At 45.8% G+C, this 21,634-nt stretch carries 16 protein-coding genes; 12 read left to right on the top strand and 4 right to left on the bottom strand.

The annotated features are described in order from the left end of the window. Window positions 1-25 precede the first annotated feature (25 nt). The 3 genes from WJ238_RS08135 to WJ238_RS08125 all read right to left on the bottom strand — a co-directional run bounded on the left by WJ238_RS08135 (window position 26) and on the right by WJ238_RS08125 (window position 4,113). Window positions 26-625 (bottom strand): hypothetical protein, encoded by a 600-nt coding sequence (locus WJ238_RS08135; protein ID WP_337606646.1) that lies wholly within the window; start codon window positions 623-625, stop codon window positions 26-28. Continuing rightward, window positions 622-1,899, bottom strand: coding sequence for an AraC family transcriptional regulator (locus WJ238_RS08130; RefSeq protein WP_337606645.1), 1,278 nt, complete (start codon window positions 1,897-1,899; stop codon window positions 622-624). The genes WJ238_RS08135 and WJ238_RS08130 overlap by 4 nt, the downstream gene beginning before the upstream one ends. A 222-nt stretch (window positions 1,900-2,121) precedes the next feature. After that, window positions 2,122-4,113, bottom strand: coding sequence for an NAD(P)/FAD-dependent oxidoreductase (locus tag WJ238_RS08125; protein ID WP_230105868.1), 1,992 nt, complete (start codon window positions 4,111-4,113; stop codon window positions 2,122-2,124). A gap of 467 nt (window positions 4,114-4,580) precedes the next feature. On the opposite strand from WJ238_RS08125, the gene WJ238_RS08120 reads away from it, so the two are divergent. From WJ238_RS08120 to WJ238_RS08075, 10 genes are all read left to right on the top strand, one after another. Then, window positions 4,581-6,503 carry an oxidoreductase gene (locus WJ238_RS08120; RefSeq protein WP_316269045.1) on the top strand — a complete coding sequence of 641 codons (1,923 nt, stop codon included), beginning with the start codon at window positions 4,581-4,583 and terminating at the stop codon, window positions 6,501-6,503. 23 nt (window positions 6,504-6,526) lie between these two features. Then, window positions 6,527-7,075 (top strand): nuclear transport factor 2 family protein, encoded by a 549-nt coding sequence (locus WJ238_RS08115; RefSeq protein ID WP_230105870.1) that lies wholly within the window; start codon window positions 6,527-6,529, stop codon window positions 7,073-7,075. A gap of 105 nt (window positions 7,076-7,180) precedes the next feature. After that, window positions 7,181-8,248: a sugar-transfer associated ATP-grasp domain-containing protein gene (locus WJ238_RS08110; RefSeq protein ID WP_337606651.1), complete on the top strand. Its 1,068-nt coding sequence runs from the start codon at window positions 7,181-7,183 to the stop codon at window positions 8,246-8,248. 30 nt (window positions 8,249-8,278) lie between these two features. Beyond that, complete coding sequence (locus WJ238_RS08105; RefSeq protein WP_337606650.1) at window positions 8,279-9,334, top strand: sugar-transfer associated ATP-grasp domain-containing protein; 1,056 nt, start codon at window positions 8,279-8,281, stop codon at window positions 9,332-9,334. 46 nt (window positions 9,335-9,380) lie between these two features. Continuing rightward, window positions 9,381-10,214, top strand: a complete 834-nt coding sequence (locus WJ238_RS08100) for a polysaccharide pyruvyl transferase family protein (protein WP_337606643.1) — start codon at window positions 9,381-9,383, stop codon at window positions 10,212-10,214. An 11-nt stretch (window positions 10,215-10,225) separates the two neighbouring features. Further along, entirely contained in the window at window positions 10,226-11,104 is an 879-nt protein-coding gene (locus WJ238_RS08095; protein WP_337606642.1) for a glycosyltransferase family 2 protein, read from the top strand. Next, complete coding sequence (locus tag WJ238_RS08090; RefSeq protein WP_230105873.1) at window positions 11,101-11,982, top strand: glycosyltransferase; 882 nt, start codon at window positions 11,101-11,103, stop codon at window positions 11,980-11,982. Before WJ238_RS08095 ends, WJ238_RS08090 begins: the two co-directional genes overlap by 4 nt. Next, window positions 11,979-12,854 carry an ATP-grasp fold amidoligase family protein gene (locus tag WJ238_RS08085; protein ID WP_230105874.1) on the top strand — a complete coding sequence of 292 codons (876 nt, stop codon included), beginning with the start codon at window positions 11,979-11,981 and terminating at the stop codon, window positions 12,852-12,854. The genes WJ238_RS08090 and WJ238_RS08085 overlap by 4 nt, the downstream gene beginning before the upstream one ends. 11 nt (window positions 12,855-12,865) lie before the next feature. Beyond that, window positions 12,866-13,849: a sugar-transfer associated ATP-grasp domain-containing protein gene (locus tag WJ238_RS08080; protein WP_316264832.1), complete on the top strand. Its 984-nt coding sequence runs from the start codon at window positions 12,866-12,868 to the stop codon at window positions 13,847-13,849. A gap of 2 nt (window positions 13,850-13,851) precedes the next feature. Beyond that, a complete protein-coding gene (locus WJ238_RS08075) occupies window positions 13,852-14,919 on the top strand; it encodes a sugar-transfer associated ATP-grasp domain-containing protein (protein WP_230105876.1) in 1,068 nt (355 codons plus the stop codon). A 47-nt stretch (window positions 14,920-14,966) separates the two neighbouring features. Here WJ238_RS08075 and WJ238_RS08070 read toward each other — a convergent pair whose 3' ends face one another. Next, complete coding sequence (locus tag WJ238_RS08070; RefSeq protein ID WP_230105877.1) at window positions 14,967-15,497, bottom strand: nuclear transport factor 2 family protein; 531 nt, start codon at window positions 15,495-15,497, stop codon at window positions 14,967-14,969. Window positions 15,498-15,777: 280 nt separating this feature from the next. On the opposite strand from WJ238_RS08070, the gene WJ238_RS08065 reads away from it, so the two are divergent. After that, window positions 15,778-19,296 carry an EAL domain-containing protein gene (locus WJ238_RS08065; protein ID WP_337606640.1) on the top strand — a complete coding sequence of 1,173 codons (3,519 nt, stop codon included), beginning with the start codon at window positions 15,778-15,780 and terminating at the stop codon, window positions 19,294-19,296. 19 nt (window positions 19,297-19,315) lie between these two features. Then, a partial coding sequence (locus tag WJ238_RS08060) for a chemotaxis protein CheB (protein WP_337606639.1) occupies window positions 19,316-21,634 on the top strand: 2,319 nt, incomplete at its 3' end.

The raw sequence follows: 21,634 nt of genomic DNA, 5'->3' as shown, positions 1-21,634 counted from the left end.
GCGCCTCTGCTTTGTACCCTTTATATTATTTTTCTGAAGGAGACAGATAACCTTTGGGAATACAGTCAGTGATCAGGCCAAAAAAGTCCATAATATAACAGAAACAAAAATGGATACTGTCTTTGGAATGATTTTCAGTCTCGCTTAAGAGGGCATCCATGGAATCATTGGCAATCTGGGCCGGCAGCCCTTCGAGACAGGCGATCGGCGGCTGCGATGGAACAACCATATGCTCATATTTCAGATATGGATTCGCGATCATATATACGTAGGTACTGCTGTTGATGCGCGCCTCTGCAATGGTAAGTTCCTCCTGGCTGGAGGGAAGCAGGCGGTAGCGGTGAAAGGGACTTAAATAAATTAAAGTGTTCGGCTTCAGTTTGTACCCCATTCCGTTTACATATATCGTTCCTGTTCCCGAACGAACCAGAAGAAAAGTTTGCTCCTGATTGTTAATGTAAGATGTCGGAGCTTTAATATGCCGTGTGCGCGCATGAATATCCTGTGGAAGCACGTTGTTGGAAAAATAATCATGTGCACCGGAAAACGTAGAATTATTTCTGGGGGAAGATTTTTGTTTATTCTGTGTACTTTTTGATGTGGAATCCTTTTGCATAGTCATCATCTGCTTTCTTTTATGGTTTTAGGCGGGATGCCTTTTTCGTCCTGTTCTTCCCGACGCTGCCGTTTTCTGAATTCGCCAGGGGAAAGGCCGTTGATATTGAAAAATACCCGCGTCATCGTGCGGTCGGAACCAAAACCGGATTCAATAGCAATATCCAGAATGGGCAGGTTAGTGGTAGCCAGCAAAGATTCTGCATAGCGCACCCGGAACTGAAGCAGAATGTCTTTGTAGCTGGCATTCAGTTTTTCTTTAAACTGACTGCGCAGGATATTTTTTGTAGTGTAAAGATCCCGGGTCATAATATTTGCATCAATAGGTTCAGTCATATTGTCATATAGATAAGTGATGGCAGACAGAAGAGGTTCACTCATTATCGTTCCCCGATAGATCCGTCCGTCTTTACCGTTGCTTAGCATCTGTTCCCGGTAAGCCAGGGGTGTCATATCCGTTATGGCTTTGAAATGACGGAAAAATGAAATCTCTTTATTAAAACCGGAAATCGAAGATATGTAGTTAAAAGGCAGATTATCATAAAGAAAATATGCCATTGCATGCGCCAGCCGCATCCGGTTCAGATACTGGCCGAAATTCAGCCCGGTAACGACAAGAAGCGTATGATTAAGAGACGCTTCACTTGAAGAAGGGCATACGTTATCGACTACGTCCGATGCAGTCAGGGGCGCATTACTGTGGGTAGCGATATACAGGCTGATCTTCCGGCTCAAGGGGAAAGACTCAAACTGGTAGCTCGCCTTTGCGCTCTGTGCCACACGGTTATAGAGTAGTTCGATCTTACGGAGAAAAGAGCTGCGCAGGATAGCTGATCCGTAAGATTTCTTCTTGCCTAGTTTCTGGAACTGATCGAATAAGTGGATGATCTGTTCCACCTCGGAGCCATCCGGACCGATTACAGGAAGACTGTTGACAATTTCCTGTTCTTCATTAAAAGATATTCTGCTGAAAGAATAATAGTTTAAAAGCTGATAATCATAAGAACAGACCCATAGCTGAAGTTGTTCATTAAAATCCGGACAGATTGTAAGAACTTGCGAGCATTGGATCCATGATATGCAGCCGGGCTCCACTGCAAATTTTTCCCCATTTATAATAAAAATGCCACGCCCTTTTTTTACAAGAATAAAATAGCTGTCAAACTCCATGATCGGACACATTTCAGTACTGACGGTATATTCCTGAAGCTTCAGATACTTGTCAGGACCGCAGAATATGCCGTTTCTTGGCGGTTCGCATAAGGGATAGATCTTTTTGTTCACAATAATACGTCACCTCTCTGATTTCTGTGGCAAATGTCGAAATATGACACTCCAAGTATGCGAAAAGGATAGCATATTGAAAAAGAAAAATCAATGAGGCACATAAATTTTTTGGATTTTCAGATTTTGAAACGAAGAAAGGTAAAAATAGAAAAAACTGCAGATACTACATAGCATCTGCAGTTTTTCCAGGAGTAGAATGTCTTTTACAGTCTATAGTATTTACAATTTGTAAGCGGCCTCAAAACCTTCCCACATAGCGAAGCTTGCCTGGCGGGCTCTCACCGCGTCGCCGATTGCATATACTTCAGGAATAAATGTCTTCAGTTCTTCGGAAAGCGGATCGTAATTTCGGGAGCCGAGGCCGAAAAGTACATAGTCAAATCCGCGGAGCCATTCCTCCGTGCCGTCTGCTCTTTGTACTTTTACGTCGTGATCTGTTACTTCCAGGATTTTGGAATTTACGTTAATATCCACACCTTTGCTCTTGAGCTTCCGTACCATCGGAGTACGGTTCGGCGCGCAGACATTGGTGAGAAGCTGGGGCAGCATCTCCACCATTGTGACTTCCACATCACCGATGCTGGCTTCAAATCCCCTGGTAAAGGAATTAGGACGTGCATTTTCGAGAAGAACTTCTGCAGTCTCACAGGCAACGGCGCCGCCTCCCAATACGCAGACACGTCCTCGCGGAATGACAATCTTGCCGCGTAAGAAATCGTGAGCTGTACGGACCGGATAATCCTGTGTTCCTTTGATCGGCGGGATCAAAGGTCTTGCGCCGGTAGCTACGATCACGGCGTCAGGAGCAAATTCCCGAACCGCTTCTACAGTGCCCGTTTTGCCAAACTCAAAAGTTACACCGGCTTTTTTAGCGCGATAGTTTAAGTGCACCATCCATTTGGTCATTTCCTGTTTGCCGGGGGCAACAACAGCCAGATTCAGCTGTCCGCCGATTTTTTTATCAGCTTCCCAGACAGTAACCTGGTGTCCTCTTTCTGCAGCTGTGACAGCAGCCATCATACCTCCGGGACCGGCGCCCACCACCAGTACCTTCTTGGATTTTTCAGCCGGAACTTCCGGAAAATCATATTCTCTTCCGACTCTCGGATTGATATGGCATCTGCACTGTGGACTTGCCTCGCTGCGGGTGATACAGCTTCCGCCGCAGCTTGCGCATGGCGTGATATCATCAAACCGGTTTTCATAGGCTTTTTTACACAGATCAGGATCTGCAAGAAGCGGACGTCCCATAGATACACCGTCTACCAGACCGCGCTCTACAATATCTGCTGCATAGCGGATATCATTGATCTTTCCAACAACAAAAACAGGGATATTTACTACTTTTTTGATTTCAGATGCTTCATATACATTTACACCGATGCTCTTGTTCTGGCAGGGGATGATATGCTCCAGTCCTTCATACTGGGTACCGCCGGAAACTTCAAGCATATCGACTCCGGCCGCTTCAAATTTGGGAGCCAGGTACAACATATCTTCGAGAGAGTTGCCTCCGATCATACGTTCGTCGCCGGAAATACGCAGGAAGATCGGAAAATCCCGGCTTACATTTTTTCGGACTTCTTCAATGACTTCCAGAATAAATCTTGCGCGGTTGTCCAGACCTCCGCCGTATTCATCCATTCGTTTGTTGCGGAGAGGAGACAGGAAAGAACCGGGAAGCATATAGGCGTGAGCGCAGTGAAGACTGACGCCGCCGCATCCGGCTTCTTCCGCCCGGCGTGCAGCCTGACCGTACTGTTTTACGATCTTTTGGATTTCTTTTACCGTAACAGGACGGCTGACATGACAGTTGGCGTTTACATTGGCAGAAGGTCCGAGAGGTGCGATCTTACGGTATCCGCAAATAGATTCGGGACCTGCATGGATGATCTGAGGAATCAGAACACTGCCTGCCTCCCTGACGCGTTCTGCAAACTGTTTAAACTGTGGAACAAGACTGTCTTTATCCAGAGATGTCGTGTTTCCCATATAAGGATATTTGCTGTCGACAGTTACAGCGTCGATTACAATATAGCCGGTGCCGCCCTCGGCGCGCCGTACAAAAATATCCGCCAGCTTTTTCGGGACGGATCCGTCTGCTGCTTCATAATCCATACTCATAGGAGCCATTGCCACTCTGTTCTTCAGAGTGGTTCTTCCAATCTGAATAGGACTGAAAAGCTTTGAATTTTTCATATCTGTTATCATAAAACTTCCTCCTGAACGTTTGTTTTAATAAAATAATAAACGAACTGAAAGAGGGAGAATGCACATTTTTTTGTCAATCAAGCTACATTTTCAAAAAAAATCGTGAGAAAGTATTTCTGTAAAACAGGACATTTATTTAAAAATCACTACAAAATTCAGAGAGAACTCTTGGCAATTAGACAATAGTGATATTAAAAATCGAAATTTTGTACATTGTTTGTATATAATAATCAAATTTTTGCTCCTGCAGGAATGTAAAGATAGTGTTAAAATTTAAACAACTTTTAAGGATTACAGCTATGTAATCTGTTCATCACCATTATAAAACTAAATACTGAAATGAAATACACTGAAATGAAATACTATGAATTATATTCAAACATTTTCTGACAGGTAATTCCCGTATCTGCCAGAAGGAGGATACAGATGAAAGATCTGTATTAAGAAAAGAGAGGATGGTTTGGAAAATGAGTTATGACGCATTGTTTTCACCGATTAAACTGAGAGGACTGGAGCTGAAAAACAGAGTAGTTCTCCCGGGGATGAATACAAAGATGGCAAAAAACAAACATGATGTAGCGGAAGACTTGACAGGATATCATGGAGCGATCGCAGCAGGAGGCTGCGGACTGAATATTGTGGAGATTGCTACAATCTGTCCGGAATGTCACGCCTATCTGTATCTTGGCCTTTATAATGAGCACCACAGAGATGAGCTGAAGAAAATTGTAGATGCGATCCATGAAAATGGCGGAAAGGCTGCTGTGCAGATCTGGCATGGAGGATTTGTTCCCCAGGAGTTTTTTGATAAAACGAATAAGCTGGAAACACCGGACAATCTTACAGTAGAGCGTATTCATGAAATTATCAGACAGTACGGGCAGGCGGCAAAATTTGCCGTGGAAGCCGGATTTGATGCGCTGGAATTTCACGGAGCGCACACTTATCTGCCTCATGAATTTATGAATCCTTCTTTGAATCAGAGAACAGATGAGTACGGCAATCAGAGCCTGGAAAACCGCTGCCGCTTCAGTCTGGAGGTAATCCGGGAAATGCGTGCAAATATGCCGGATGATATGCCTTTGATCATGCGTATCGACGCCATTGATGAGATGCTTCCAAAGGTTACAACAGTAGAAGAAACCATCCAGTTTATCAACTGGGCAGAAGAAGCCGGCGTGGATGCCATGGATCTTTCCAGAGGGAATGCCCGCAGTCTTGCAACTGTTTATGAGGTTCCTCCTTATAATTTGGAGCCGGGATTTAATATGGATAATATTGCAGCAATAAAAAAAGGTATTCACATTCCTGTTATCGGAGTGGGACGTGTCAATATGCCGGGACTTGCAGATGAACTGATCCGCGAAGGAAAGATCGATATGATCGCGGTTGGAAGAGGACAGCTGGCTGATCCACAGTGGTGCAATAAGGCAAAAGAAGGCCGCGAGGAGGATATCCGCCGCTGTATCGGATGTACAGAAGGATGTTATGACAAGGTTATCGATCCGAATGCGAAACATATTACCTGTACGAGAAATCCTATGCTTTGTCTGGAATACAAAGGACTTCCAAAAGCTGAAACGCCAAAGAATGTTATGGTGATCGGCGGAGGTATCGGCGGTCTGGTTACAGCAGAATTTCTGAAAGCGCGGGGACACAATCCAACGATCTACGAAGCAGCGGAAAATCCGGGAGGAAGATTTGTGCTGGCAGGAAAAGCACCTAAGAAGCAAGAATTTGCTGCCGCTGTAGAATGGGAAATTGAGCAGTGCAGGAAGAAAGGTATTGAGATCAAGACTGGTACAAAAGTAACACCTGAGCTGATTGAAGAAGTAAAGCCGGATCATGTCATCATAGCAACCGGCTCTGAATATGTAAAACCGGATATTCCGGGAATTGATGGAGCAGACGTTGTTTCTGCAGAAGATATTCTGACAGATAAAGCAGAGGCCAAAGGAGAAGTGCTGATCCTGGGCGGTGGTCTGATCGGCTGCGAGACAGCCCAGTATCTGATCAACAAAGGTGTGAAGGATGTCCGTATTATGGATAAAAAGCGTGTCGGAAACAAGATGGGTATGCTGCGTACGATGTTCCTTGATATCGAGTATCCGGGCAAGACGATCCAGAAGAGCAACCGAAGCAATATCACAAGCATCGGCGACCATGAGATTACATATAAGTTTACAGATAAATTCAAAAAGACAAGCGAGAAAACCCGCCATTTTGACACTCTTGTAATTTCTGTAGGAACGACATCCCGGAAGACAGAGGATCTGAAAGCAAAATGTGAAGAATTGGGAATCGCTTATGATGTAATTGGTGACGCGAAGAAAGTAGGAATGGGTATTGATGCGACAGCCGACGCATACGCAGTTGGAATGAACGTATAATACTAAGGAAAGGACAGGATATTATGACAATTGAAGAACGTCTTGAGGCATTGGAAAAAGAAGTGCAGCAGCTGAAGGATGTACAGGCAATTAAAGAACTGAAGAGCAGATATTTCTGCGCAATGGATACAAAGGACTGGGAAGCGATGGAAGCCACTATGGCACCGGATATTGAGACATCATACTCTGATGGTAAACTGGTATTCCACGGTCCGAAAGAGATTACAAATTATCTGGCAGAAACGATGCCGAAAACAGAAATCACTCTGCATCAGGGACATAATCCGCAGATCTGGTTTGAGAGCGATACAGTTGCCTATGGAAAATGGTATCTGCAGGATGATCTGCTTTTTGATAAGGGCGATACTTATGAAGGTCTGGAGATCAGGGGGTCTGCTATTTACACGGATAAATATGTAAAGATTGACGGACAGTGGCTGATCCAGGATACCGGATATCTCCGCATTTTTGAGGAGTCATCCCAAAGAGATGCGACACACCGTGTTCGTATCAGTATGTTCCGCCCTGCTACAAAGAAAAAGAAAATCGCAAAAAGAAAAACAACAAAATAAGAAAGAAAAACAGCAAATATGCCGCTGTGCCTGTTTTGGTATAGCGGTATATTTGCAAAAACGGCGATTTGAACAGACAAGACGGGAAGAGAAGAGGTGGGAAAGATGCTGCGGGAATATCGCAGAAAAATTTACAAAAAAATCCGTTTTGAGACATGGTACCGCAAAGGTAATTATTATTGGCGCAAACGGGATAAGATGGATGAGATCATTGAGAAGTACAAAGGCCCGGCAGCCTTTGAGGACCGTCGGTATCTTCGCAGGCTGAAGAGGGATATGATCCGGAGTCTTTTTAAATATGGTTCTTACTACAGCGAATACTTTCTCTATGATTATGAAGGGAAAGATCCGGAATACCGGGCGTCTTTCATTACAGAAGGAATACGAATGAGTTTTTATCCCCGGATGAATAAACGAAAAAACACCGACATTTTGGAAAATAAATACAGGACGTATAAGAAATTTGAGAATATGTACAAGCGGGAAGTCATCCGCATCAGAAAAAATGAAGATCCGACCCAGGAAAATTTGAAAAAGCTGCAGGAATTTGCCGGCCGTCATGGTGAGTATGTAGTGAAACCGGTATATGCAGCATTTGGGAAGGCAGTGAGAATTGAAAATATCGCCATGTACGATTCGGTAGAAGACGCCCACGAGCATTACCGGAAATATGGCGCTGTTATAGAAGAAAAAATCGAACAGGGATGGGAGATGGCCCGCATACACGAAGGGTCCGTCAATACACTCCGCATTCCTACTGTTATTATCCGAAACGAAAAAAACGAGCCGGAGATCAGGTTGTTTCATCCTTCTCTTAGAATGGGAAGGGAGGGCAGCTTTGTAGATAATTTCAGCGCCGGCGGGATCAGCGCACTGATCGATCCGGACAGCGGAGTGATCTATACGGACGGCGCTGATAAAAAAGGCCACAGTTATGAGTGCCACCCGGACAGTAAAGTGAAGTTTAAGGGGTTCGGGATTCCCCGGTGGGAGGAAGCTGTAGCAATGGTAAAGGAAGCAGCGATGATGATCCCGGACAACCATTACTGCGGATGGGATCTGGCTTTTGCCAGGGACAGAGGCTGGTGCATGGTTGAAGCAAACTGTACGGCGCAGATGGGAGCTATGCAGATGGTGGAAAAAAAGGACGCAGGCATGAGCTGGAGGATCTGATCACACAGATGCAGGAGAAGAGGGATTGTGATGAAGCAGTTAGATGAAGCCAAAAGATATCTGAACGCAAGGAAGCATATACGGCAATTTGCAGGTGAGTATGCAGAAAAATCCGGAGAGGATCCAAAAGATGTGGAGCGGGATATCCTGCAGGCTAAGAAGAGAAACCACATTTCATTTGCAGAATATGAATGGACGGGGTATTATCACCTGACTCCGGAACAGAAGAAGACAATCTCTACTCTTTGGACACGGATGGAATTTCGGAAGCAATTTACAGACAGACGTTACATCGGAATGCTTATGAATAAGTATATCTTTTCAAAAGTGTTTGGGGATTTTTATGGCCGATGGTGCATGCGTGCGTCTGAAGCAGATGCCAAAAGCTTAAGAGAAATGGCAAAAGAGAGCGGCCGTGTTGTTTACAAACCTAATTGCAAAGGAATGGGGCAGGGAATCCGCGTTCTTTCTGCCAGGACAGAGGAAGAGGCAAAGGAAGCTCTGCAATATATTCAAAAAAGCGGCGGCGGGATTGTGGAGGAGTATATCTGCCAGGATGATCTGTTAACCTCGCTGAATCCCAATGCCGTCAGTGTGATCCGGTTTTATTCTGCCAGTTCTCCGGAAGGCGAATTTCTCTTTGCTCCGGTGCTTACAGTGGCGCATAAGAATAAAATTTCCAACGGCTGCAAGGATGCACTGACTGCAATGGTGGATATCCGGACGGGAGAAGTGCTGACTGATGCAGTAGACCAGAACAGTGGGGAGATCTATCAGGCACATCCGTCCACCGGAATGGCATTCAAGGGATTGAAGCTGAATAATTGGGATAAGACGATCCAAATGATGCGACGGGCGCTGCCTCTTGGAAGAAAAATATCCAACATCGGATGGGATGTGGCTCTTACAAAAGAAGGACCGATCCTGGTGGAGGCCAATACAATACCGGGTTTTATGACGGCACAGTATGCAGGATTCGGATGGATCACAGACGGATACGGTTACCAGCCTCTCTTTGATGCGGTGCATGGCAAGTCCTTTGAAGACGACGGACGTTATGAGAGAGTGGTCCTGAAGCTGGAATAGTGCAAAGGAGGCGGGATATCGCCGAATACAAAGAGGAGTATGCAAGATGGCAGATAAGATCAGGGTATATTACAGTAAAATTCACAATATGGGAGATCAGCTGAATAAACTGATCATTGAGAAGTGCTTTGGCTATGAGACGGTACGCTGTTCTTTTCTGGAGGGAGAGATGTGTGCCATCGGAAGCTGCCTTGGAATGTATACCTTGCACGGTACTGTGCCTATGCGGATACAGCAAAGGATCAACGGGATCCAAAAGCCCCATGTGTCCATCTGGGGAACTGGTTTTATCAATTATACAGACTGTGAAGGCAGCTTTTTTAAAAGAGATATGAATTTCTGCGCGGTTCGGGGAGAACTTACAAGAAAAGCAGTGGAAAAGATGAGGAAGAAAAGGCTGGATATTCCCACGGCAGACGCCGGGATTTTGGCGGCAGAAGTGCTGGAGAGCCTTCCTTCAAAGCGCTATGACGTAGGTGTCATCCCCCATCTTTGTGATCTTCAGGATCCCAGGGCGGCAAATCTTCATCAGGAGTATGAAAATGCCCGCTTCATCAGTGTGAAGGAGGAGCCGCTGGAGGTGATCCGGCAGATTGCAGAATGCCGTTTTATTCTTTCCAGCAGTCTTCACGGGCTTATTATAGCAGACAGTATGGGGATTCCTAATCTGCACGTGGAATTTGGAGACAGACTGTTGGGGGATGGATACAAATTTGACGATTATTATTCCGCTTACGGGTTGACACATAAGCCCTATGATATGCGCACAGAGCCCCTTCCGGAGCTTGCCTGGATCCAAGAACAGTACAGGATCCGTCCGGAAGCGGTGGAAGCAAAAAAGAAAGCTTTACGGGAAGTATTTCCTTTTCCGGTAAAGTAAGGAGTTGCCTTATGGAGAAAAAACTGATCACAGTGATCATTCCGACTTATAATAGGAAGAAAAAGCTTCTGGAATGCATCAGCAGCATCCTTGAGCAGACTTACGAACATATTGAAGTGCTGGTAGTGGATGATGCTTCTACGGACGGAACAGAAGAACTTTTTCAGAGAAAAACAGATCCCCGTCTCCGATACATACGTTATGAAACCAACAGAGGAGCCTGTTACGCCAGAAACTGCGGAGCTGCCCTGGCAAAAGGGGAATTGCTGGCCTTTCAGGACAGTGACGATCTGTGGCATCCTAAGAAGCTGGAGAAACAGTATGCATGGCTTCTTTCCAACAAAGCCGATCTGTGTTTCTGCGGGATGAACCGGATATCAGAGAAAGGTAGCCGGTTCTATTTTCCGGTACATCCTTTCAGGGCCGGCCATGAATTGGAGGCCTTTCTTGCAGAAAACAGAGCGGGAACACAGACTATGCTGATGTACAGGCATGTGTGGGAAAGGCTGCAGTTTGATGAGACAATAAAACGCTACCAGGACTGGGACTTTGGCATTCGCGCGGCAAAGCAGTTTGTACTTTGCTATCTGCCGGAAGCCCTGGTGGAATCTAAGGTGGGAGAAGACAGTATATCTGCCAGAGTGACTTCCTATCCCCATCTGCGAAGGCTGTACGATAAGCATGCGCTTTTGTACCGCCAGTATCCGGCCAGCGATGCAGTGATGAACCGGCGGCTGGGGAAGAGGGTGCATGCTGCAGATCCTGCTTTGGCAGCGGAGCATTTCAGAAAAAGTTTTGCCCTAAGCCATAGCTTCTATGATCTGGGCTATTGGACGGCAGATCGGATAAGGTCAGCAATGAAGGAAAGAGGGAGGAAGAGGGAAGGATGACAGCATTTGTAATACTGCATTACCGCGCGGTGGAGATGACAAGGACATGTGTGGAACGGATCCAGGCGCTGGATGGCAGCAAACATATTGTGATCGTGGATAATGCGTCTCCCAACGGGACAGGGCGTATCCTTAAGGAGGAATATGCCGGACAGGATAACGTTACCGTTCTTCTGAATGAAGAGAATGCCGGGTTTGCAAGAGGAAATAACCTTGGGATACGCTGGGTGTGCACCCATCTTCCGGCACAGTTTACCGTTGTGCTCAATAACGATGTAGAAATCCGGCAGAAAGATTTTATTGTCAGGACAGAGGAAATTTATAAAGAGGATCCCTTTGATATCCTGGGACCGGATATTGTGTCGGTATTTTCCGGTATTCATCAAAATCCCAAGAGTCTGAAAGGATGTACACTGGATTCGGTGAGGAAAAAGCGGGCAAATGTAAAACGGAGCACGCATCCTATCCTGCTTCTTTTAAGCAGTGGAGAGAAAAACAGTCCTCTGCTCTGGAAACATGTACAGCGGCGCCGAAGAGCGAAACAGTGTATTGATGTATCGGTTCCGGCAAAAAACGTAGTTTTGCATGGTTCCTGTGTGATTTTTTCCGAGCGTTACCTGAAATCGCATCCGGAACCTTTCTATCCCAAAACATATATGTATTATGAAATGGAAATTTTGGAATGGATGTGCAGGCGGGAAGGAAGCGTTGTGCGATATGATCCGTCCATTTGCGCATTGCATTATCAGCATGAGGCGTCCAGGCAGGAACTGAAGTCTATTATCAGAAGATCGAAATTTGTGATGGACTGCCTTCTGGATTCGCTGACGGCAGCAGAAGAGCTGATCCTTGAGACAGGCGGGGAGGAAAGGGTATGAAGAAAAAAAAGATCAGCAAAGCGGAGAGAAATTTTTTTGCGTTACTTTCTTTTTTCTCCCCGCGTATCAATACAGAACTGCTATTTTTTAAGAAATTCGGACGTTTGCCGGATCTTAAAAACCCTGTCACGCTCAATGAAAAACTGCTGAAATTAAAGCTGGAAGAATACAGAGACAGTGAACTTGTCAGAAAATGCGCGGATAAATACCGGGTGCGGGAATATGTCCGGGAGAGAGGACTTGAAAGCTGCCTGAATGCTATTGAGGCGGTTTATGACAGGGCAGAGGATATTGACTGGGATGCGCTTCCCCACAGTTTTGCAATGAAATGGAACTTTGGATGCAGTTATAATATTATCTGCCGTTCCAAGGATCAATTGGATAAAAAAGCAGCCAAAAGGCAGATGGAAAAGTGGGGGAGAGAGCCTTTTTGGGCATATTATTCAGAACTCCAGTACAGAGGTGTTGACAAGAAGATCATTGTAGAAGAATATATCGGAAGCCCGGAAGGGCTGCCTCCGGAGGATTACAAATTTTACTGTTTTCATGGACATGCCCACTGTGTTATGGTGTGTGCCGGAAGAGAGGAAGGATGGCCCAGATTCTACTTTTTTGACAGGAAATTTCAGCTTATGCGCATCAACCACGACGGGAAAGAAGCGCCGGATGATTTTTCTCTTCCCAAACCCCAGAGGGTTGAGGAGGCTTTTGAGATAGCGGACCGATTAAGCTGGGGGTTCCCTTTTGTGCGGGTGGATCTGTATTTGACAGAGCGGGGCGTACGCTTTGGCGAGATGACATTTACGCCGTCCGCTGCCTTGGATAATAAACGCCTTCCGGAGACAGATCTGCTCTTTGGAAGTATGGTGTAGGAGGAGCAGCTATGTCGCGATGGAATACCGGGAAAAAAACTTATCAGATGGCAAAAAGCCTGCGCCGGCAAAGAGGCGGTTTTACGGCGGTCTACCTTATGGATGCCTTAAGATGCGGATACCGCCATCAGGCTTCGCCGGAGAATTATTTTGTGCTCCGTTTCTATGAACTGGATGAAAGGGAGAGGGGGACTTACCTGACTTCCGGGCGGTCCTCTATGGCAGATCGCAGATTGAATCGGTTTATGACAAAAAAGAACAATCAGATACTGGCCAGCAAACATTTGTTTTACCGGCATTTTTCTGATTTTGTACGGCGGGAAAGTCTGTATGTGCCGGAGGTTTCTCTGACAGAATTTCTGAACTTTCTTGAGGCTCACGAAACTGTTGTGCTGAAACCGGACCGGGGGCTTATGGGGCATGGGATTGAGAAAGTACAGACAAAGGAAATAGAGGATAAAAAAGAACTCTATGAGAGATGTCGGGACGGCGGACTTTTGATAGAAGAAAAAATCCGACAGCATGAAGAACTGGAGAAGATCAGTTCCTGTGTAAATTCCATTCGTATTAACGCCGCCAGAGACAGTAAAGGAAAGATCCGGCTGATCGGAGCCTGTCTGAAATGCGGGGCAGAAGAGGCGGCCGCAGACAACTTTCATTCAGGCGGTATCGCTTATCCTTTGGATCTTAAGACAGGCACTGTCGCAGGGCCGGGGAGGAATAACAAAGAAATCCGGGACTATGAGCGGCATCCGGGATCCCTGGTCTATATGCCCGGATTTACAGTGCCCTGCTGGGATGCTGTCATTGCATGTGTCACACAGGCTATGGAACATATGCCCAAGGTCGGGTATATAGGATGGGACATTGCAGTTACTCCGGAAGGACCGGAGATGATCGAAGGAAACTGCCATTGGCCGGGTGGAAATATCATTCAGCTGGATGGGATAGGAAAGTATCCTCTGATACAAGAATGCTTGGAAGGAGTAGAGTGAAAATGAGTATTTTGACAGAAAACTATATTGTAAAAAACGTAAGGGCCTATCCGGTCCTGCGGGAAAAATTTATGGCTTACATGAAGGGAGTGAAAAATCTTCCGGAAGGGTTTCGTGAAAACAAGTTGTTTCACGACTATCTGAAAGTCAGAAGAAATAATCCGGAAAAGAGAGTATCCCAGAGCGAGTATATGATATTCGGATTTTATAATTTAAGTACAGGCGAGCAGAAAAAGTACCTTACGGATGTGGAGGCCACTCGTCTGATGCGGCCTTATAATAATGATTCAGAACCGTATCTGAAAAGCAAAGCCACGTTTCTGAAAAATTTTACACGCTTTATTCACCGGGGATGGCTTTATGTGCCAAAGGCAAGTTATGAAGAATTTTGTGATTTTCTCCATAAATATCGTACTATTGCCCTTAAGCCGCAGTATTCCAGCTGGGGAATCGGTTTTTTCAAACTGACGGAGGAAGAGTTCGCTTCAAAAGAGGATCCGAAAGAATTTTATCAGAAATTATGCGAGGGAAGATATCTTGCGGAAGAATTTGTACAATCCTGCAAGGAGCTGGCGGCATTTCATCCGTCGTCTTTGAATACGCTGCGTGTGATCACTTTCCGGAACGGGGACCGTTTTGAAGTCTTCGGCGGCGGTCTGCGAGTGGGAAATAACGGCCTTTGCGTAGACAATGCCCATGGAGGAGGAATTTTCTGCGAGATCGATCCGGAAAGCGGGAAGATCATCACCGATGGACTGGATGAATATTCCAACAGCTATGTTACCCATCCTATGACCGGAGTGCCTTTCAAAGGGATGCAGATCCCCCGCTGGAAGGAAGTGGTAGAGCTGTGCAAGGAGGCCTCCAAAGAGCTTCCCTGTCTTCGTGTGGTCGGCTGGGATGTGGCGATTCTGGAGGATGGTACTTTGGAACTGATCGAGGGAAATCACAGCCCGGGAATGAATATTGTGCAGGCACCTGCAAAGCATGGCGTCTATGAAAGGTTTTCTTCCATGCTCCTTGATTATTATGGTGAACCGGATCAATATGTGACAAAGCAATCTGCATAGATAACAGCCAGGTCTGTTGAAAGGCCTGGCTGTTATTGTTGGGGAAATTAAAGGTTTTCGATCTGCTCAAATACCTTATAGGATACATCCTTGCGGTTGTTCCGTTCCGTATTATAATTTTCAAAATCATGGTTTGGCACAAGACTCATAGTATTGTCTCCGGCTACCGTCCGTTCTACGATCAGCCATTTGCCGTCACGGCATTCCCAGAGATCAACGTCCCTGCATCTTGCCTCTACCGTAAAGCTGCCTTTGGAACCGTCCTTGTTTTTCTTTGGAAATTTACATGCCGCATACATATATGTTTCGCTGGCAGCTTTATTTCCGTTTACTTTGATGAGAATATTTGTCATCATATGGTGGGTTGAGATCATATGGCGGTGCTGCTTCAGCATATTGTCGATAAACTGGCGTCCGGTTCCGGATGGAAAAGTGGGGCCGTAATTTACTTTACTGTCTTCCGCAAATACGCTGTAGCCAAGTTCATTGTCGATACGATCCAGAGCGCGGCAGTATGTATAGATCTGGTCCCGGATCGCCTCCTTTGCAAGTAATACTTCCAATGCCTTATCGTCCATAACTGTTCCTCCTCTTAGATATTTATGATTGAAAATTATACCTCGTTCTCCGTGAAAATCCAAGAATATTGACTGAATAGTTTGGAAATGTAGTAGAATGTTTGGCAATTTCTGGAAAAATGTAGGTGAAAACAAACTTTTTGGCTTGTTGTTAAAAAGCAGAAGGGAAAATGTCAGAAAAATATAGGGGGGGGGGGGTGAAAGAAAAATGAAAAAATATTTTGATGTTGGCGAAAATTGTAGTATAATAGATATAAATGGGTGCAATTAAACGGAAATTATGGAAAGAAAGGAAGAGGATATTGTGCTGGTGAAATATGAGGGACTTCAGCATGGATCGGAAAATATTCCATCAGAGCTGCTTTTACAGCATGTGGAGGGCGGAGTCACTCTTTTGGAAATCGGGGAAAAAATCAGGATAATTTATGCAAATCCGGGGTTGTATCGTATACTGGGAATAGAAAAGGACAGTTGGCTTTTTCCCTGTACTCTGAAGGAGATCGGCCTGCAGCTGGATTATGAGGCGGATTACGGTATGTCTTTAAGACATGCGGCAGAAGGGAAAGCGGCAGCAGAAAATATCCACCGGATTTCGGCGGACGGGAAGAGGTGGCGCTGGATCCATGTGCGGGCAGTCAAAGTAGGACATACAGAGAATGGGAATCCCGTTATGCTGGAATTTTCTACAGATATTACAGAACTTATGGAAAAAGGGGAAAAGCTTAAAGAATGCAGCGAACGTCTCAAGGTGGCTTATGGACAGACGCCCCAGGTTCTGTGGGAAGTAAATATTGAACGAAAAGAATACGGTATTTATGATATCAGCACGCAATCTGTGCGGAAAGATACATGTATTTCCAATTTTCCGGAATCTATGATCGAAGATGGGGTTGTGCATCCGGATTCCTTCCGCCAGTTCCGCGAATTTGCAAAGGGGATTTTAGGCGGAAATGAAGCCGGATCGGGGAATTTTATCCTGAAAGATCCAAAGATGGGATGTTACGGATGGTTTACTTTATCCTACAGGATGATTTATGATACAGATGGATTCCCGGTAAAGGCTGTAGGCGTGCAGGAAAAATTCCCGGATATTTTCGGCTATAATACAGAATTCGAGAGGCGTCCGCTTCCGGAAGTGCTGCGTCACCATCTTGTGGCCAGGATCCGGGTAAATCTTACAACGGACCAGGTGGAAGAGGTATGGCTGAAAGGAATTGATCAGACTTCAGCTCACAAGGGGAGATCTTATTCGGAAATGATAGAGGGGGATGATCTTCTTCCTTTTATAAAAGGGGAGGGGCGGGAGTTCCAGGAAAGGTTCAGCCGGAAAAACCTGTTGAAAGCATATGAGAACAGTCAGCTATGGTCTTCCAGGGAATATCACAGAGTGGCAAACGGGGGACAGATCCGCTGGATGACGGACATGGTAAATCTCGTCCGCGACAAGAGAACAGATGAAATTTACATGTTTGCCTGTTTCAGCGACATTCAGCAGAGATATGAGTGGGAACAGCAGCTGGAACAGGATATAGAGCATGACATAGAAAATGGATTTTATAATATGAAGACAGCCCGCCTTTTGGCAGAAATGCTGATAAAGGAGAGAAAAAAGGCAGTCTGCGCCATGGCTTTGATCCAGATTAACGGCAGTTCCGGCGGAAACCAGGAGGAAGTGAAAAAACAGGAAGAACGGGAGAGGCATTTCATTTTTGTTGTTCTGTCACTGGCGATCGGAACCGACTGTATCATTGGGCAGTATAATCAAGACTCTATCCTTGTATTTTATCCGGACGTCGGGTCCAGGTATGAGATTAAAACGCGGCTGGAGGACGCTTTTGCTTATATCCGGGCAGCTATGAGCAGCATAAGCGGAATAGACGCCATGCGTTTGGTGGCGGGAGTCGTCACGGAAACAACAGAACAGGCGGATTACGACGTAATGGTCCTTCATGCCCAGTATCTGTGCGAAATGTGGAAAAACTCAGCGACAGATACAGTGGCTTTGCCTACAGGAGCAGAAAACTGGTCCTGGGTGGGAGGAAATGGAAAAGAAGAGGAAGAATTTCAGACAGAAGAGGCAGAAGAGGAATTGTCCGTCAAAGAGCAGAAGGCGGCTCTGCGCTGTTATACTTCCATGCTGCGGGCGGATTCGCTGGAGCAGTCTGTCAAAAGCTCCATGAGCTGTATTGGCGATTACTACCGGGCAGCCAGAGTTTATATCCTTGCACTGGCGGAAGACAGGCAGACGGTAACGATCCAGTATGAGTGGAAGAAGCCCGGGAAGCCCAGTATCCGTCATGTGATGTCAGGGGTTCAGGTAGAGAAGATCCCCCTGCTCAGGAAATGTCTTGAGGAAAACCGGCCGGTATTCTCAAAGCATAAGCTCTCGCTGAGTAAAGAAAGGGACGAAGAGGACTCCTGGAATTTTATCGTATTCCCTACAGAAGAAAGACAAAAAATAACAGGCTTCCTTTGTGTGGAGAATCCCAAGAGACATTCGCGCCAGTCCTCCTTACTGAAAGAAGTGGTGCCGTATCTGAAAAAAGAGGAAAGCCGGTTCCGGTTCCGTCCACAGATCAGAAGCGGGGCAGTACAGGATATGGTTTCAGGTCTTCCTAATCTTCGGGCCTGCAAAGAGATGATCAACAGTATTGATTCTGCAAATTACAGCTCCATGGGGGCTCTGGCAATCGATATCCCGAATATATCTGATATAAACAACAGTCTGGGATTCCATTACGGAAGGGAGATGCTGGCCTATATCGTGGAGGCTTTGATAGGCGTATTCGGGCAGTGTTTTATCTTTCGTACCTGGGATGCAGAGTTTGTTATCCTGTATCCCAATACGATCCTGGAAGTTTTTGTGGGAAGATGCAGCAGGCTTAGATCCCGTGTCCAGCGGCGCTATCCGGGCGAGATCCGTATCGGATATACCTGGTCAGACGGGGCTTTTACAGCAAAAAATCTGGTGCGCGAGGCACGGTCCATCATGAGATGCGAAACGGTTGAGAATGCAGGGGGAGACGGAAGAGATTTCTTTGGGGAGCAGGAAGAGCGGACCGGTGAGATGCAAAGAAGATATATCCCCTATTTCCAGCCGAAAATCGATATGAGAAACGGAAAACTGGCCGGCGCCGAGGCACTGGTGCGCGGAGTGGATGCAGAAGGAAACATTATTGCTCCGGGGCAGTTTATTGAGGAGCTGGAAAATAGCGGAAAGATCCGGGATCTGGATCTGTTTATGCTGGAAAGTGTCCTTCACCAGATGAGCGAATGGAAGAAGAAGGGGCTGGAGCCTGTCCGTGTCTCGGTGAATATGTCCCGCGTTACGCTGTTTAACCCCACGATACTTGCTTCCGTACTTGCGATACAGAGTCATTATCCGGAAATTGCAGCAGATCAGATCGAGCTGGAAATTACAGAAACGGCAGGCGATGTGGAAACGGCGCCCCTGTCCGGCATCGTAAATAATTTCGGAGAATACGGTATCCGGTTCGAATTGGATGATTTTGGATCGCATTATGCCAATATGACCGTTTTCAGCAATATTAAATTTGATACGGTGAAGCTGGACCGGAGTCTGGTAGCTGATCTGCCGGACAATGAGATCAGCTGTATGTTGGTGGAAAATATCATCAAAATCTGCCGGAATGTAGGGATGCGCTGTGTGGCGGAAGGAGTGGAAACGCATCGGCAGGAAGAGGCATTGTTAAAAGCGGGATGTGTTTACGGACAGGGCTATTACTATAACAAACCGTTGCCGCCTCAAAAATTTGAAGAGATTTATTTAAGTCAGTAACAGATGGAGGAAACCTAAGATGGCAAAGAAAAGAAGTATGGATACCATACAGAAGAAAGATGCGAAAGCTTCATTCATAGTTGGCCTGGGGGCATCGGCAGGAGGGCTGGAAGCCCTGCAGCAGTTTTTTCAGCAGATGCCTGCCAACAGCGGTCTGAGCTTTGTTGTGATCCAGCATCTTTCTCCTGATTATAAAAGCCTGATGGCAGATATTCTGGGGAAATATACGGAGATGGACGTCAGACAGGCAGAAAATGAAATGGCAGTTGAGCCGAACACAGTTTATCTGATCCCTCCCAAGAAGAATCTGACACTGAAAAACGGAAAGCTGATGTTGACAGAATATATACATGGGACACTGAATCATCCGATCGATGTGTTCTTTGCTTCTCTGGCGGAAGAAAAGGGAGGAAAGGCGATTGCAGTCGTGCTTTCAGGCACCGGTTCAGACGGGACAAGCGGTATAAAGACAGTGAAAGAACATGGAGGATTGGTGATCGTACAGTCTCCGGGAACGGCGAAGTTTGACGGAATGCCCCGCAGCGTGATAAATACGGGACTTGCGGATTTTATTCTTTCACCGGATGAGATTGTGGATGAGATCCTGAATTTTTCCAATTATCCCGATCTGATCCGGTTTGAAGACCATGAGGTATTTCTTTCGGATGAGGAGACATTCTCTCAGATTTATGCGATTTTAAAAAAGGCCAGCGGCATTGATTTTACTAATTATAAACGGACAACTGTTATGCGCCGTATTGAAAGAAGAATGGTCATTACCCACAGGGTCAGCCTGTCGGATTATGTAAAAATGCTGGGCGAAAACCTGGAGGAAGGCAATATACTGGCGAAGGAGATTTTGATCGGTGTTACAAATTTTTTCCGGGACGCTGCCTTTTTTGAAAAGCTGAAATATCATGTCATATATGATATTGTAGAGAGAGCCGATATAAATGAGCCGATCCGGGTGTGGAGCGCCGGTTGTTCTACCGGGGAGGAAGCCTATTCTATTGCTATTTTGTTCCGGGAAGTGCTGGAAGAGATGAATATTCAAAGGGATGTGAAGATTTTCGCCACAGATGTGGATGCCAAGGCAATCGAACAGGCTGGAAAAGGAGTTTTCACAGAGAGTATATTGGAAGATGTGTCAGGGGAACGTCTTGCGAAATATTTTACAAAGAAAAATGACCAGTATGTGATCTCAAAGGAAATCCGAAGGATGATCATTTTTGCACCGCACAATATGCTTTCTGACCCGCCCTTTGGGAAACTGGATCTGATAAGCTGCAGAAATGTAATGATCTACTTCCAGCCGGTACTGCAGAAGTCTCTGTTTTCCATTTTTCATTCCGCGCTGAAAAGCGGAGGGTATCTTTTCCTTGGAAAGAGCGAGACGGCAGGCGAATACAGCAGTGTGTTCAAACCTGTGTGCGGGGCGGAGAAAATCTATCTGCATAAAGGAGAAGGAAAGGTGGATGAATTTACGCCTCCGTCTTTTAATATCCCTAATGTGAATACGATTTCTCCCCGGATTGCCAGCTCTGTAGACAGGGAGGGAGCAGAATATGCTTTTGAAAATACGTATATTCATTTTATGGAAAACTTCCTTCCGGCTTCTGTCATTTTGAATGAAGCAAATAATGTGATCCATTTCTTTGGAAATTATCAGGATTATATGTCCATTGCACCGGGAAAAGCCACTTTCAATTTTTTCAGCATGATCAATGAAGACCTAAGTCTTGTGGCTTCTACGGCTTTAAATCGCTGCAGATCAGAAAAAATTGCAGTTACTTATACCGGAATCACAGTAGACTGTGTAAATGGAAGGGAGAATATTAATCTGACTGTCAGCCCGATTTACGGGAAGAATAAGGCAGATACCGGACTGATCGCAATCCTTTTTATGAAGGATGAAAAGATAGAAATGGAAGGCGTGACAGAAAAGTACGATGTGGATAAGACGTCAGCCCGCCGGATTGCAGATCTGGAACAGGAACTTCACGAATCCCAAAATGACCTGAAATCTACGATCGGAGAACTGGAAACTGTCAATGAAGAATTGCAGGCGGCCAATGAGGAGCTTTTGACAGCGAATGAAGAGCTGCAAAGTTCTAATGAGGAACTGCAGTCCGTCAATGAGGAACTCTATACTGTAAACACGGAATACCAGCAGAAACTGGATGAGCTGACAATGCTTACGAATGACCTGTCCAATTTCCTTTCTTCCACTATGATAGGAATCCTTTTTGTGGACAGCAATTTGAATATCCGTAAATTTACGGAATATGTAGGCCGGGAGTTTCAGCTGATGGATCACGATGTAGGACGCTCCCTCCAG

Origin of the sequence: Claveliimonas sp. (assembly GCF_037273965.1) — a bacterium.
In the GTDB taxonomy this organism is placed as follows: Bacteria; Bacillota; Clostridia; order Lachnospirales; family Lachnospiraceae; genus Claveliimonas; species Claveliimonas bilis.
The sequence above is the reverse complement of the archived record's forward strand: the minus strand, read 5'-3'. Positions and strand labels throughout refer to the sequence as shown.